We start from the raw sequence: 12,292 nt of genomic DNA, 5'->3' as shown, positions 1-12,292 counted from the left end.
CCCGGCTCATCCGCCGCGGGCGAAGGCGAGCAGGTCGGCCGAGAGCCGGTCGGCGTCGCTGAACGGGACGCCGTGCGGCGCGCCGGGATAGACCAGCAGCCGCGCACGCCGCGCCAGCGCCGCCGTGCGGCGGCCGGTCAGGTCCAGCGGGCAGGTCTGGTCCTCCTCGCCCTGGATGACCAGCACCGGCAGGTCCAGCGCTCGCAGCTCCGCGCGAAAGTCCGTCTCGCTCAGCGCACGGTGGAAGCCGAGCAGTGCCGGCAGCGAGGCCTGCAGCGCCAGCCCGCGCACCCAGTCGAGCATCGCCTGGGAGACGTGCGGCCCGCCGAAGGGCCGCGCCGCCTGCTCCAGCCAAGCCGGGAAGTCGCGCGCGATCTCGCCGCGCAAAGCGTCCAGCAGGGCGGGGTCGATCCCGTCCGGATTGTCGGCGCGCCGCGCCAGCAGGGGCGTTGTCGGCCCGACCATCGCCAGCCGCGCGACGCGCCGGCCGCCGTGGCGAGTCAGGTAGCGCACCGCCTCCCCGGCGGCGCCGGAGAAGGTGACCAGCGTCGCCGCCTCGATGCCATGTGCCTCCAGCACCTCGGCAAGGTCGTCCGCCAGCGTGTCGTAGTCCCATCCCCGTCCCGGATCGGCGGAGCGGCCATGGCCCCGCCGGTCATAGGCCAGGCAGCGGAACCCGGCGGAAGAGAGGGCCTGCATCTGCAGGGACCAGGAGTCGGAGGGCAGCGACCAGCTCGCCAGGAAGACCACGGGCGGTCCCTGGCCGATGTCGCGGCGGAACAGCGCCACGCCGTCGCGCGTGACGAGGTGGCCGGTGGGAAGAAGCGTCGCCATGGCAGGCACTCCCGCGCTGTTGTACGCGGGCAGCCTGCACGGGCCTAGCGCGGCGGGGCGATGACGCCGGAGGTAATCGGGCCGTGGCGGCGGGCGCCTATCCCATCGCCGCCTGCAGCCAGCGCGCCCAGCCCAGCACCGCGGCGTCCTCGCCGATGCGGCCGACCAGCTGCACGCCGAGCGGCAGCCCCTTCGGCCCCGTGCCGGCCGGCACCGTCACGTTCGGCCCCCACAGCGTCGTCCAGAGCAGGTTGAAGGTCGCGTCGCCGGTCCAGCCGAGGCCCTCCGGCGCCTCGCCCGGCGCGCTCGGCGTGAGCAGGGCATCCAGACCCTCGGTCGCCCGCGCGAAGCAGAGCTTGGCGGCGGATTGCGCCAGCCGCGCCTCGCGGAAGGCGGCCATGGGCTGGCTCCGCGCCCAGTCCATCCGGTCCAGCAGCACCGGGGAGAGCTGGGCCCGCGCCTCGTTCAGCTCCCAGGCGAGGGACTGCGCCGTCTCCATGTTCATCAGCGCCGGATGCGTCTCGGCGGCCTTCAGCAGCTCGGGCGGCAGGGTGAAGTCCACCACCTCCGCGCCCGCCTTGCGCGCCTGGTCGGCCACGCGCCGCAGCAGCGCCACCGTCTCCGGCGCCGCCTTGCCCGGCTCCTGGCCGAGGGTGAGGCCGAGGCGCGGCGCGCGGCCGGGCTTCGCCTCGGGGTCGCCCAGGGTCCGGCCGGTCATCGCGGCCATGGCCAGCGCGCAATCGGCGACGGAGCGGGCCATGACGCCGATGGTGTCGAGGCTCTCGCTCATCACCTTCATGCCCGCGCGGTGCAGCGCGCCATAGGTCGGCTTGTAGCCGACCACGCCGCAATAGGCCGCCGGCCGCACGATGGAGCCCGCGGTCTGGGTGCCGAAGGCGAGCGGCAGCATGAAGTCCGCGACCGCGGCGGCCGAGCCGGAGGAGGACCCGCCCGGCGTATGCGCCAGGTTGTGCGGATTGGCGGTGGCGCCGGGATGACGCGTGGCGAATTCCGTGGTGACCGTCTTGCCCATGATCACCGCGCCAGCCGCGCGCGCCGCGGCCACGGCGGCGGAATCGCCGCGCGGGCGCCAGCCCGCCCAGATCGGCGAGCCGTAGCCCGTGGGCATGTCGGCCGTGTCCAGCACGTCCTTCACGCCGAAGGGGATGCCGTGCAGCGGGCCGGGCCGGGCCTTCGCCGCCCCGCGCCTTGCCTGGGCGGGATCGAGATGGACGAAGGCGTTCACGGCCGGCTCGCGCGACGCGGCGCGGGCGAGGCAGGCCTCCATCAGATCGGCGGGGGAAAGGCGGCCGGCGGCGATGGCGCGGGCGGCCTCGGTGGCGGTCAGGCGGTTCGGCTCCATGGCGGCGATCATGGAATGGCGAGGCGCCGTTGCGAAGCCGCCGCCGCACCTTGGCCGCCCCTGGCGCCGCCTTCCGCCCCGCCCCACATCGCGCCGATGCCCGACACCGCGATCCGGGTGGCGGAGGACGCCCATGGCGCCCTCGCCTATGCCATCCCCTGCCCGCCCGAGCGCCTGCCCGCGGTGCGGCCGGAGGCGCTACTCGCCGCCTGGGACGCGGCGCGGGCCGGCGCGGCCGCGGGGCGCTGGGGCCCGGCGCGGACGCTGGTGTTCCGCCGCGCCAATGCCGAGCCGACGGTGCTCGCCATCGCCGACCGCGACGCACGCTGCTGGGCAGAGGCGGTGGACCGCGGCGCCGGCCTCTGCACGCTGGCCGGCCTCGCCCTCTGCCTCCGGCTGCTCGCGCTGGTCGAGGTGATGGGCCGCGCGGAGTGGCTGATCGGCCTGTTCGACGTGACGCCCCAGGGCGTGGACCTGCATCCCGCGCTGCTGCGGGCGGCGGCGGGGATGCCGCTCGATGCGGGGGCGAGGTTCGACGCGGAGGAACTTCGGAGGCTATTGTCGCGGGGCCTGCCCGCCAGGGCCTCCGCCTGAGCCATCCCCGCGCCGAAAGTCCCGGAACATGCCGCGCTCCGCCCTTCTCCTGCTGCCCCTGCTGCTGCTCGCGGCCTGCGACTCGGCACGCCTGCAGGGCGGACGGGTGGACGTGCCCTTCGGCGGCGCGCCGCGCGGCGAGCAGGATGCCCGCCTCGCCGCCTGCCGGGCGGAAGCGACGCGCGTGGTGCAGTTCCGGGAGCGCGGCCAGACCATGCGCACGGACGAGACGGAAAGCGGCCGCGGCACCATCACCGTCGCGCCCTACAGCCGCGCGGAGGCCGACCGCGCCTCGGCGCAGCTCACCCGCGACCAGATGATCCAGGACTGCCTGCGCCAAGGGCAGGTCGGCGGACAGGCGGGGACGCGGTAGGCCACACGCCGGATGGCCACGCGGGGCGCCCTTTCCCGCGCACTCTCCCACCGCGACAGCCGCATCTTCTTCGGCGGCTCCATGGTGGCCTGGACCGGCCTCTGGATGCAGCGCATCGCTGTCTCCTGGCTGGCCTGGGAGCTGACAGGCAGCGCCTTCTGGGTCGGCATGGTCGCCTTCTGCGACCTGGCGCCGGCGGTGGTGATCAGCCCGCTGGCCGGGGCGGTCGCGGACCGGGTGGACCGGGTGAAGCTCGCCATCTGGACGCAGGTGGCGATCGCGCTGCAGGCGGCCGCCGTCGCGGGCATCACCGCCAGCGGCCACATGACGATCGGCATCCTGCTGGCGCTCGAGGTGCTGAGCGGCATCGCGGGGTCCTTCGCGCAGCCGGCGCGGCAGACGCTGATGCCGGGCATCGTGCCGCGCGCCGACCTGCCGGCGGCGGTCGCCGCCAATTCGCTGACCTTCGCCGTGGCGCGCTTCGTCGGCCCGGCCATCGCGGGGCCGGTCATCGCCGCCTTCGGCGTGGTGCCGGCCATCGCCGCGAACGCGGTGGGCTACCTGATCTCCGGCCTGTCGCTGCTGATGCTGAACGTCGCGGTGGCGGAGCGGCGCGGCCATGCCGGCAAGGGCGGCATCTGGGCCGACGTGGCCGATGGCGTGCGCTACGCCGCGCGGCATGCCGGGCTCGGCCCCCTGCTGCTCTATGCGGCCATCACCGCGATGCTGCTGCGCGGCGTGCAGGAGGTGCTGCCCCCCTATGTGGAGCGCATCTACGGCCTGGGCGCGGAGAGCCTGGCGATCCTGACCGCCTGCTTCGGCGTCGGTGCGCTGGTCGCCGGGCTTTGGGTGGCGGGGCGCGGCAAGCTGGCCGGCACGACGCGGCTCGCGGTCTGGTCCGGGCTGGCGCAGGCCGGCGCGACGGCGGGGTTCGTCGCCACGGGGTTCTTCCCGCTGGGCATGCTGAGCGCGGCGCTGATCGGCGCCTTCGCCTCCGTGCAGGGGATCACGGTGCAGACCCTGATCCAGTCCGCGACCGACGCGATCTATCGCGGGCGGATGCTGAGCCTCTGGGGCCTCATCACCCGCGCCTGCCCGGCGCTCGGCGCGCTGGCGCTGGGTGCGGCGGGGGAGGCCTTCGGGCTGCGGATGCCGACGCTGGCGGCGGTCGGCCTGTTCCTGGTGGCCTTTTCCTGGGGGCTGTGGCGGCTCAAGCGGATGCAGGACGCATTGGAAGCCGTGCCGCCCGATCCGGCGGGACGATCATGATGGGGGATGACGGATGCTGAAGGCGGCGATCGTGGGCATGGGCCGCTGGGGCCGGGTGCTGGTGGACAGCGTGCAGGGGAAGAATGATGCCCCGCTGCGCTTCGTCTCGGGCTGCACCGGCACGCCGGAGAAGGCGCGCGACTATGCCGCCGCGAAGGGCATCCGGCTGCTGGATGGCTACGACGCCGTCCTGGCCGACAAGGAGGTGGAGGCGGTGGTGCTCGCCACCCCGCATGGCCAGCACGCGGCGCAGGTGATCGCGGCCGCGCAGGCCGGCAAGCATGTCTTCGTCGAGAAGCCCTTCACGCTCGCCAAGGCGGACGCCGAGGCCGCGGTGGGGGCGTGCCGCGCCGCGGGGCGGGTGATGGCGCTCGGCCACAACCGGCGCTTCCTGCCGGCGACGGCGATGATGAAGCAGATGCTTGCCGACGGCACGCTCGGCACGCTGTTGCATGTCGAGGGCAATTTCAGCGGCTCCGGCGCGCGCAACTACAAGCCCGGCATGTGGCGCGCGGATCGCGCGGAAAGCCCGCTCGGCGGCATGGGCGGCATGGGCATCCACATGGTGGACATGATCATCAACCTCGCCGGCCGCTTCCGGGAGGTGACGGTGCAGAGCCACGCCCAGGTCTCGGAGACCATCGACGACACCACGGCGATGCTGGCGCGGCTGGAAAGCGGCGCCACGGTCGGCTTCACGACCCTGGCGCTCACCGCGACCTTCTGGCGCGTCGGGCTGTTCGGCACCAGCGGGGTGCTGGTGCAGCAGGGGCTGGAGCAGCTCACCTGGACGCCGGTGGAGGGCGAGGGCTGGGTGAAGACCTTCCCGAAGACCGACATCGAGGCGGCGGAGCTCGCGGCCTTCGCCAGGGCCTGCGCGGGCGGCGCGGCCTATCCGCTGCCGGTGGAGGAGGCGATCCACGGCGTCGCGGTGTTCGAGGCGATGATCGGCGCCGCGGCGTCGGGCAGCACCTACGCGGTCGCGTGAATCGGGGGCGGCGGGCGGTTCCAGAGGGGCGCGTTCGGCCGTAAAACCCCGGCGCGCCAATTCCAGGAGGTCCGCGCCGTGTCCAAGATCACCCGCCAGGGCAGCAACCAGATCCTCTCGACCTCGGTCGAGTACCACAACTTCGTTTACCTGGCGGGGCTGACCGCCGACGACCTGTCCAAGGACGTCGCGGGCCAGACCCGCGAGGTGGTGGCGAAGATCGACGCCGCGCTGGAGGCGAACGGCACCGACAAGACGCGGATGCTGCAGGCGCAGATCTGGCTGAAGGACATCCGCGACCGCGACGCGATGAACAAGGTGTGGGTGGAATGGCTGGGCGATGCCGGCCGCCCGGCGCGCGCCTGCGTGCAGGCGAACATGGCCGACCCGCGCCACCTGGTCGAGATCATGATCACCGCCTGCAAGTGACCTGACAGGTTGCAAAAACGCCGGGCGCCTCGCGCGCCCGGCGAGAATCGTTGCCGGATCATCACGTCGGCACATGACTGCCATGCAGCGGCTGCGTTTCGAGTCTGTGTCGCGTGTTTCGCCTGTTGCATTTGTGTCGCAACACTGTGTTGCCACCGTGTTGCGCGTTTCAACCTAGGACGATTTCCCGAAACCCGGGCGTCATCCACAGCCGCGCCGAACGAATCACGCCAGATTACCGGATGTAACGCCCGTGCCGGGTTGGCAGGGCGCGAGAGGGCCGGATACGCCACTCTCACGGTTCCGTTACGGGTCCGTGGGGGCTTTGGCAGGGGTATCCGGATGCGGGCAGGACGCGCGCTGGTTTGTGGCTTCGCTATCCTTGTCGCAACCGCCGTGGGGTCGGCGGCGGATGCGGCGGGACAGCAGCAGAACCGCAACACCAGCGCGCAGAATGCGCAGGCGCAGCAGCGTGTGGCTGCCCGCCCGGCAACGACGCGCCCGGCAACGACGCGGCAGGCGACGACACGCCAGGCGGCGACACGCCATGTGGTCCAGGGCGGCACCCGCGCGACGGCGCCCGCAGGGCGCACCGGGGAACCGGCGCTGACGCCGGTCTCTTTCCGGGGCGCGGCGCTCGGCGGCACGCCGATCCTGCATGTGGCGCAGAGCGCGGGCCTGTCCTGCGTGCCCTTCGCGCGCATGGCCACCGGTATGCAGATCAGCGGCGATGCCCGGCTGTGGTGGTACAACGCCGCCGGCAGCTACGCTCGCGGCAACGCGCCGGAGCGCGGCTCGGTGCTGGCGTTCAAGTCCTCGGGCGGGATGCGGCGGGGGCATGTCGCGGTGGTCAGCCGGGTCGTGAACGACCGCACCATCCTGATCGACCACTCGAACTGGGCCGGCCCGGGCATCCGGCGCGGGACGGTGATGCGCGGCGTGACGGTGATCGACGTCTCCGACCGCAACGACTGGACGGCGGTGCGCGTGCAGGTGGGCTGGGACAACGACAGCTTCGGCCGCGTCTATCCGGCCTATGGCTTCATCTACAACCGCCCGCACGGCGCCCGCATCCTGACCGCCCAGGCGGAGCCGATGCAGGAGGTGGCCGAGGCGCCCTCCCCGCACGTGCTGCAGCACGAGCGCCTGGCCCAGACGCTGGGCCGTTGACCGCGGGGGAACCCGCGCGCGGCGGGGCGTGCTAACCTCCGCGACAGGCGGAGGCACCGATGCACGAGAAGCGACCCGACGGGGCGGAACGTCTGATGCTCCCGACCGGGGGCGAGATCCCGAACAATGCAAGGCTGCCGGTGCTGCTGCACCGCGCCGCACTGGCGCCCGGCGATCCCGCGGCGGCCGAGGCGTTGTTCGCACGGCATGGCTGGCCGCCGGCCTGGCGCAACGGCATCTACGACTTCCACCACTACCACCCGAACGCGCATGAGGCGCTGGCGATTGCGGCCGGCCAGGTGCGGGTGCGGCTCGGGGGCAAACATGGCGTGACGCTCGATCTCGGCGCCGGCGACGTGGTGGTGCTGCCGGCCGGCACCGGGCACCGCAACCTTGGCCAGTCGCCCGACCTGCTGGTTGTCGGCGCCTATCCGCCCGGCGATCCGCCCGAGCAGTTCACCGGCCGGCCCGGGGAGCGCACCAAGGCGGTGCATGCGATCCCGGCGACGCCCGACCCGCCCTGCGACCCCGTGACCGGCGGGGCCTATCCCCGTGGATGAGATCGGCTTCCACACGCGGCTCTGGCGCGGCGAGGGCGTGATCGTGGATGTCGGCGCGCATGACGGGCTGCTGACCCTGCCCTTCGCGCGCCTGCCCGGCGCGCAGGTGATCGCCTTCGAACCGCTGCCGAGCGCCTTCGCGCGGCTGCGGGCGGCGGTGCTGGCCGAATACGGCGCGATCCCGCCGCAGATCGCGCTGCGGCCGGAGGCGCTCGGCGCGGCGCCGGGGCGGCTGACGCTCAGCGTGCCGGTCACGGCGGGCGCCGCGATCGAGCAATGGGCCAGCCTGGTGAAGGACTATGCCGAGTTCGAGGGCGTCGCGACGGAACGGCATGAGGTCGAGGTGATCACCCTCGACAGCCTGGCGCTGCCCAAGCTGACGCATATGAAGGTGGATGCCGAAGGGGCCGAGGAGGAGGTGCTGCAAGGCGCGAGGGCGACGCTCACGCGCTGCCGGCCAGTGTTGAGCCTCGAGGTCGAGGAACGGCACCGCCAGGGCGCGACGCGGGACGTGCCGGCGCTGCTGCAGGGCCTGGGCTATGCGCTCGGCTTCTGGCTGCACGGGGCGATGCAGCCCTTCGCCGCCTTCGACGCCCCGACGATGCAGGTGGCGTCGAGCGATCCCTCGGTGTTCGGCGCCTCAGACCCCTACATCTTCACCTTCTATGCCTGGCCGGCGGAGCGTGAGGCGGAGGTGCTGGCTGCGCTGCGCTGAGCGCGGTGCGCAGCAGCAGCACCAGCGCCGTCGCGACGAGCAGCGCGACGAGGGCGTGCCCGGCCTCCCACCTCGTGCGCCAGGCGGTCCAGGCGGGCGGAAGCGTCTCGGGCGTCGCCGCGGCGATCCAGCCGTTCACCGGCGCGACCACGAGCCACCAGGCGAGCAGGCCGAGCAGCACCAGGCCGGCGGCGATCCAGGCCGCGCGCGCCTCCGCCGTGCCGCGCACGCTCCACGCGAAGGCGGCGAGGAGCAGCGGCGTGCCGAGCAGGGTGACCGCGCCGGCCACCGCGTAGCCGGGATAGAGGGTCTGCTGCACCACGAGCCAGTGCTCGGCCGTCAGGCGGAGCTTGCCCGGGATCTCCAGCACATGCCCCGCCGGGGCCAGCAGGGCGAGGACCAGGGCGAGCAGGGACGCGAGGCGGAGCGTTCGCATGGCACCGGGATTCCACGGGCGAGCGCGGGCAACGCCGGGAGAAAACGCCGGTTGCGCCTCATTCGACCGATGCGGGCAGCCACATAACCTGCTGGATATGCTGGGCTCCGCTGGCGAGCATGGCCAGGCGGTCGAAGCCCAGCGCGATACCGCTGCCGGCGGGCATGCCGTGGTCGAGGGCGGCCAGGAAATCCTCGTCCACCTCCCAGCCTTCCTCGCCGGCTTCCTGCTTGCGGGCGGCGACGTCGCGGGTGAAGCGGTCGCGCTGCTCGGCGGGGTCTGTCAGCTCGTCGAAGGCGTTGGCGAGTTCCAGGCCGGCGACGAAGAGCTCGAAGCGCAGCGCGGCGCGGGGGTCGGCGGGGTCGCGGCGGGCGAGCGCGGCCTGGGGGGCAGGCCAGTGGGTGAGGAAGGTCGCCCGGTCGCGGCCGAGGCGGGGTTCCACATGCGTCAGCAGCAGGTGGAAGAAGGCGTCCTCCCAGCCGAGGCCCTCGGGCAGCGCGAGGCCGGCGGCGCGGGCGGCGGCATGGAGGGCGGCGGCGTCGCCCTCGGCGGTGGCGTGGTCCACGGTATCCAGGATTTCCAGGCCGTTGCAGTGCGTCCTGAACGCTTCGGCGCAGGACAGGCGTTCGAAGGGCTCCGCCAGATCAGTGGCGACGCCTTCATGCGCGACGTGTCGTGGGCAGACGCTGCGAACGAAAACTTCTGTCTCATCCATGAGGCCGGCGAGGGTCAGGCCCGGCGCATACCACTCCAGCATGGTGAATTCGGGACCGTGGCGGGGGCTGAGCTCGCCGTTGCGCCAGACGCGGGCCAGCTCGAACACCTTGCCGGCGCCGGCGACGAGCAGGCGCTTCAGCGCCAGTTCCGGGGAGGTGCGCAGCCACAGCGTGGTGGCGCGGCCGGCGCCGAGATGGGGACGGAATTCGCTGCGGAAGGCACGGAGATGCACCTCCATGCCCGGGACGGGGACGAGGCAGGGGGTCTCGACCTCGGCATAGCCGCGGCCGGCGAAGAAGGCGCGGGTCTCGGCGGCCAGGCGGGCGCGGCGGCGGAGGAAGGGCAGCCTCGCGGCGAGGCTTTCGGGGTGCCAAGGGGGTTGGGGCATGGACGCGGGGCGGTCTCGGGGGCTAGGGGCCGCAACCATGCCCGATGACGCGATGCCCCGCACGATGCGCAGCGCCCAGGCGCTGGTCGCGGCCGGCCTGCTGGACCCGGCGGCCGAGGCGGCCGTCGCGCGCGTGGCGGAGCGCTATGCCATCGCGGTGACCCCGGCCGTGGCCGGGCTGATCGGGGCGCCGGACGACCCGATCGGGCGGCAATACATCCCCGATGCGGCGGAGCTGATCACCGCGCCGGACGAGATCGAGGACCCGACGGCGGATGCGCCCTTCACGCCGGTGAAGGGGGTGGTGCGGCGCTATCCGGACCGGGCGCTGCTGAAGCCGCTGCTGGCCTGCCCGGTCTATTGCCGCTTCTGCTTCCGGCGGGAGGTGGTGGGGCCGGATGGCGGGCTGCTGACCGAGGCCGAGCTTGCCGCCGCGCTGGACTGGCTGGCGGCGACGCCCGCGATCCGCGAGGTGATCCTGACCGGCGGCGACCCGCTGATGCTCTCGCCGCGGCGGCTTTCGGCGCTGATGCGCGCTTTCGGACAAATTCCCCATCTGGAGATCGTGCGGGTGCACAGCCGGGTGCCGGTGGCGGATCCCGCGCGTGTAACGCCGGAGCTGGTCGCCGCGCTGGATTCGGACAAAGCCTTCTTCCTGTGCGTGCATGCCAATCACGCGCGGGAATTCTCGGCCGAAGCGGCGGCGGCGCTGCGGCGGCTGTCTCGGGCAGGGGTGCCGCTGCTGGGGCAGTCCGTGCTGCTGCGCGGCGTGAACGACAGCCCCGAAACCCTTGAAGATCTGTTCCGGGCGATGCTGCGGTGTCGCGTAAAACCCTATTACCTGCACCAGCTGGACAAGGCGCCGGGCACGGCGCGCTTCCGGGTGCCGGCGGAGGAGGGTCTCGCGCTGGTCGAGGGGTTGCGCGGGCGGATCAGCGGCCTGGCGCAGCCGACCTATGTGACCGAGACGCCGGGCGGCGGCGGCAAGGTGCCGGTGCGCCGCGCCGGCTGACGGACGCTGGAGTGGACGGATGGGCGGCGCGGCCCGCGCCGTTTCAAAGAGCGCCGCGAACATACCACGAACGAAGGGCGCGGTGCCAGCGGCAACGGCGGCGCGCAGGCGCCGCCGCTACGGCGCCCGCGGCGGCCCCCCGAAGGCGTAGCGCAGCCCGAAGAGGATCAGCGAGTGCTGCTGGGATTCCAGGGTCAGCGGCGCATCGGTGCGCACGCCCTTCGGGTTGATCCGGTAGCCGTCGTAGCTCTGGTGGCCGAAGGTGCCGAGGAAGCGATACTCCGCCGTCAGCGACAGGCCCGGCACCGCGCGCAGCGGGAAGGCGGCGCCGACAATGGCCTGGTAGGCGAAGGCGCCGTCGGTGCCGGATGCGCTCATCCCGAAGGCGCGGCCATCGGCCGGGCCGAGGCGGTAGCCGTCGAGCTCCGTCCACTGATAGCCCAGGCCGGCGCCGAGATAGGGCTGCACCCAGTCCACGCCGAGCCGGACATCGTAGAAGCCGTTGACCATCAGCCCGTAGCTGTTCTGCGACCCGCTCGAGAAATTGGCCACGTCCGTGCCGCTGATCCCGCCGATGCTGGTGGAGCGGTAGGACCCCTCCAGCTCCGCCCGGACCCCGTTGCCGAAGCCGTAGCCGAGCGACAGCACCCCCGCGAAGCCGGTGCCCCAGTCTATGGTGAGCGTCTCATCCGCCAGGCCCGAGGCGGAGATCGTCTGGTCGAGCGGGATGTCGAAGCCCATCCCGGCGCCGAGATACAGCCCCGTGACCGGCTGCGCGGAGGCCATCGCCGGCAGGGCGACGGCAAGCACCCCGGCAAGGGCGTAGCGACTGGTCTTCATCGCAGTGACCTCCTCCCATTCCGCCAGGCCGGACGATGCGCGCGGCCCGCGCGATGCCCTCTTCATAAGAAGAATTGAACGGACAGGAGATGATCTCGATCAACCCGGCGGCGTGTCGTTGCCGGGCCGGCGCGGGAAGGCGATGGGCTAGGCGCGCTCGCGCTTCGGAAGCCCGGCCAGGTCGTCGAGCCAGGGCAGCGCCGAGCGGCACCAGATCTGGCCGACCGGGACGAGCTCCGCCCGCTGGCGGCAGGTGCCGAGGCGGAGGCTGTGGACCTTGGGCTCCTCCCCCTCCCCCGTCGCGGTGATGGGGGAGCCGCAGGTGGGGCAGAAGGTCTGCAGGCGCCTGCGGCCGCTCTCGGCGATCTTCACATAGGTGCTGGGCGTGCCGCTGAGCAGGCGGAAGCCGCCGGGGCGGGTCAGCGCGACGGTCCGAAAGGCGCTGCCGGAGAGGCGCTGGCAGTCGGTGCAGTGGCAGACGAGGATGCCGGCGGGGTCGAGCTCGGCCTCATAGGTGATGAAGCCGCAATGGCAGGCGCCGTCCACATGCATGGCTGTCCCCTTCCCCGACGTGTTTCGCGCGCGGGGAATGATGGCATGGCGC

At 73.1% G+C, this 12,292-nt stretch carries 15 protein-coding genes; 9 read left to right on the top strand and 6 right to left on the bottom strand.

The window, feature by feature from the left end:
* Positions 1 to 6 precede the first annotated feature (6 nt).
* Positions 7 to 834, bottom strand: coding sequence for an alpha/beta fold hydrolase (locus tag DFH01_RS27180; RefSeq protein ID WP_109873678.1), 828 nt, complete (start codon positions 832 to 834; stop codon positions 7 to 9).
* Between the two features lie 97 nt (positions 835 to 931).
* Complete coding sequence (locus DFH01_RS27175) at positions 932 to 2,197, bottom strand: amidase (protein WP_109873754.1); 1,266 nt, start codon at positions 2,195 to 2,197, stop codon at positions 932 to 934.
* A 96-nt stretch (positions 2,198 to 2,293) separates the two neighbouring features.
* On the opposite strand from DFH01_RS27175, the gene DFH01_RS27170 reads away from it, so the two are divergent.
* The 8 genes from DFH01_RS27170 to DFH01_RS27135 all read left to right on the top strand — a co-directional run bounded on the left by DFH01_RS27170 (position 2,294) and on the right by DFH01_RS27135 (position 8,295).
* Entirely contained in the window at positions 2,294 to 2,791 is a 498-nt protein-coding gene (locus DFH01_RS27170) for a hypothetical protein (RefSeq protein ID WP_233256315.1), read from the top strand.
* Positions 2,792 to 2,819: 28 nt separating this feature from the next.
* Complete coding sequence (locus tag DFH01_RS27165) at positions 2,820 to 3,164, top strand: hypothetical protein (protein ID WP_109873677.1); 345 nt, start codon at positions 2,820 to 2,822, stop codon at positions 3,162 to 3,164.
* 12 nt (positions 3,165 to 3,176) lie between these two features.
* Positions 3,177 to 4,433, top strand: a complete 1,257-nt coding sequence (locus tag DFH01_RS27160) for an MFS transporter (protein WP_109873676.1) — start codon at positions 3,177 to 3,179, stop codon at positions 4,431 to 4,433.
* 13 nt (positions 4,434 to 4,446) lie between these two features.
* The gene (locus DFH01_RS27155) at positions 4,447 to 5,421 is read left to right on the top strand and encodes a Gfo/Idh/MocA family protein (RefSeq protein ID WP_109873675.1); all 975 of its coding nucleotides are present in this window, start codon (positions 4,447 to 4,449) and stop codon (positions 5,419 to 5,421) included.
* A 78-nt stretch (positions 5,422 to 5,499) separates the two neighbouring features.
* Entirely contained in the window at positions 5,500 to 5,850 is a 351-nt protein-coding gene (locus DFH01_RS27150) for a RidA family protein (RefSeq protein WP_109873674.1), read from the top strand.
* Positions 5,851 to 6,246: 396 nt separating this feature from the next.
* The gene (locus DFH01_RS27145) at positions 6,247 to 7,020 is read left to right on the top strand and encodes a CHAP domain-containing protein (protein WP_233256314.1); all 774 of its coding nucleotides are present in this window, start codon (positions 6,247 to 6,249) and stop codon (positions 7,018 to 7,020) included.
* A gap of 95 nt (positions 7,021 to 7,115) precedes the next feature.
* On the top strand, positions 7,116 to 7,580 hold the full coding sequence (locus DFH01_RS27140) for a cupin domain-containing protein (RefSeq protein WP_233256313.1): 465 nt from the start codon (positions 7,116 to 7,118) through the stop codon (positions 7,578 to 7,580).
* The gene (locus tag DFH01_RS27135; protein WP_158287933.1) at positions 7,573 to 8,295 is read left to right on the top strand and encodes an FkbM family methyltransferase; all 723 of its coding nucleotides are present in this window, start codon (positions 7,573 to 7,575) and stop codon (positions 8,293 to 8,295) included. Before DFH01_RS27140 ends, DFH01_RS27135 begins: the two co-directional genes overlap by 8 nt.
* Here the strand turns inward: DFH01_RS27135 and DFH01_RS27130 are convergent.
* Both DFH01_RS27130 and epmA read right to left on the bottom strand, forming a co-directional pair.
* Positions 8,237 to 8,731 carry a hypothetical protein gene (locus tag DFH01_RS27130; protein WP_109873670.1) on the bottom strand — a complete coding sequence of 165 codons (495 nt, stop codon included), beginning with the start codon at positions 8,729 to 8,731 and terminating at the stop codon, positions 8,237 to 8,239. The genes DFH01_RS27135 and DFH01_RS27130 overlap by 59 nt on opposite strands.
* Before the next feature lie 58 nt (positions 8,732 to 8,789).
* Positions 8,790 to 9,836, bottom strand: a complete 1,047-nt coding sequence (gene epmA, locus DFH01_RS27125; RefSeq protein WP_109873669.1) for an EF-P lysine aminoacylase EpmA — start codon at positions 9,834 to 9,836, stop codon at positions 8,790 to 8,792.
* Between the two features lie 52 nt (positions 9,837 to 9,888).
* Between epmA and DFH01_RS27120 the strand changes: the two genes are divergently transcribed.
* Positions 9,889 to 10,848 carry a lysine-2,3-aminomutase-like protein gene (locus DFH01_RS27120; protein ID WP_332903301.1) on the top strand — a complete coding sequence of 320 codons (960 nt, stop codon included), beginning with the start codon at positions 9,889 to 9,891 and terminating at the stop codon, positions 10,846 to 10,848.
* A 117-nt stretch (positions 10,849 to 10,965) separates the two neighbouring features.
* Here DFH01_RS27120 and DFH01_RS27115 read toward each other — a convergent pair whose 3' ends face one another.
* Together DFH01_RS27115 and DFH01_RS27110 are read right to left on the bottom strand one after the other, a co-directional pair.
* Complete coding sequence (locus DFH01_RS27115) at positions 10,966 to 11,688, bottom strand: outer membrane protein (protein WP_158287932.1); 723 nt, start codon at positions 11,686 to 11,688, stop codon at positions 10,966 to 10,968.
* Between the two features lie 147 nt (positions 11,689 to 11,835).
* Positions 11,836 to 12,240, bottom strand: coding sequence for a GFA family protein (locus DFH01_RS27110; protein WP_109873666.1), 405 nt, complete (start codon positions 12,238 to 12,240; stop codon positions 11,836 to 11,838).
* Positions 12,241 to 12,292: the final 52 nt, after the last annotated feature.

The sequence above is a fragment of the Falsiroseomonas bella genome, from assembly GCF_003173615.1.
Classification (GTDB): Bacteria; Pseudomonadota; Alphaproteobacteria; order Acetobacterales; family Acetobacteraceae; genus Falsiroseomonas; species Falsiroseomonas bella.
Note: the sequence above shows the minus strand (reverse complement) of the source record. Positions and strands in the feature narration are given on the sequence as shown.

Coding starts and splice junctions, on each gene's coding strand:
- DFH01_RS27175 (WP_109873754.1), bottom strand. CDS start 2,197: ATGGAGCCGAACCGCCTGACCGCCACCGAGGCCGCCCGCGCCATCGCC.
- DFH01_RS27160 (WP_109873676.1), top strand. CDS start 3,177: ATGGCCACGCGGGGCGCCCTTTCCCGCGCACTCTCCCACCGCGACAGC.
- DFH01_RS27115 (WP_158287932.1), bottom strand. CDS start 11,688: ATGAAGACCAGTCGCTACGCCCTTGCCGGGGTGCTTGCCGTCGCCCTG.
- DFH01_RS27170 (WP_233256315.1), top strand. CDS start 2,294: ATGCCCGACACCGCGATCCGGGTGGCGGAGGACGCCCATGGCGCCCTC.
- DFH01_RS27165 (WP_109873677.1), top strand. CDS start 2,820: ATGCCGCGCTCCGCCCTTCTCCTGCTGCCCCTGCTGCTGCTCGCGGCC.
- DFH01_RS27180 (WP_109873678.1), bottom strand. CDS start 834: ATGGCGACGCTTCTTCCCACCGGCCACCTCGTCACGCGCGACGGCGTG.
- DFH01_RS27130 (WP_109873670.1), bottom strand. CDS start 8,731: ATGCGAACGCTCCGCCTCGCGTCCCTGCTCGCCCTGGTCCTCGCCCTG.
- DFH01_RS27140 (WP_233256313.1), top strand. CDS start 7,116: ATGCTCCCGACCGGGGGCGAGATCCCGAACAATGCAAGGCTGCCGGTG.
- epmA (WP_109873669.1), bottom strand. CDS start 9,836: ATGCCCCAACCCCCTTGGCACCCCGAAAGCCTCGCCGCGAGGCTGCCC.
- DFH01_RS27120 (WP_332903301.1), top strand. CDS start 9,889: ATGCCCCGCACGATGCGCAGCGCCCAGGCGCTGGTCGCGGCCGGCCTG.
- DFH01_RS27155 (WP_109873675.1), top strand. CDS start 4,447: ATGCTGAAGGCGGCGATCGTGGGCATGGGCCGCTGGGGCCGGGTGCTG.
- DFH01_RS27110 (WP_109873666.1), bottom strand. CDS start 12,240: ATGCATGTGGACGGCGCCTGCCATTGCGGCTTCATCACCTATGAGGCC.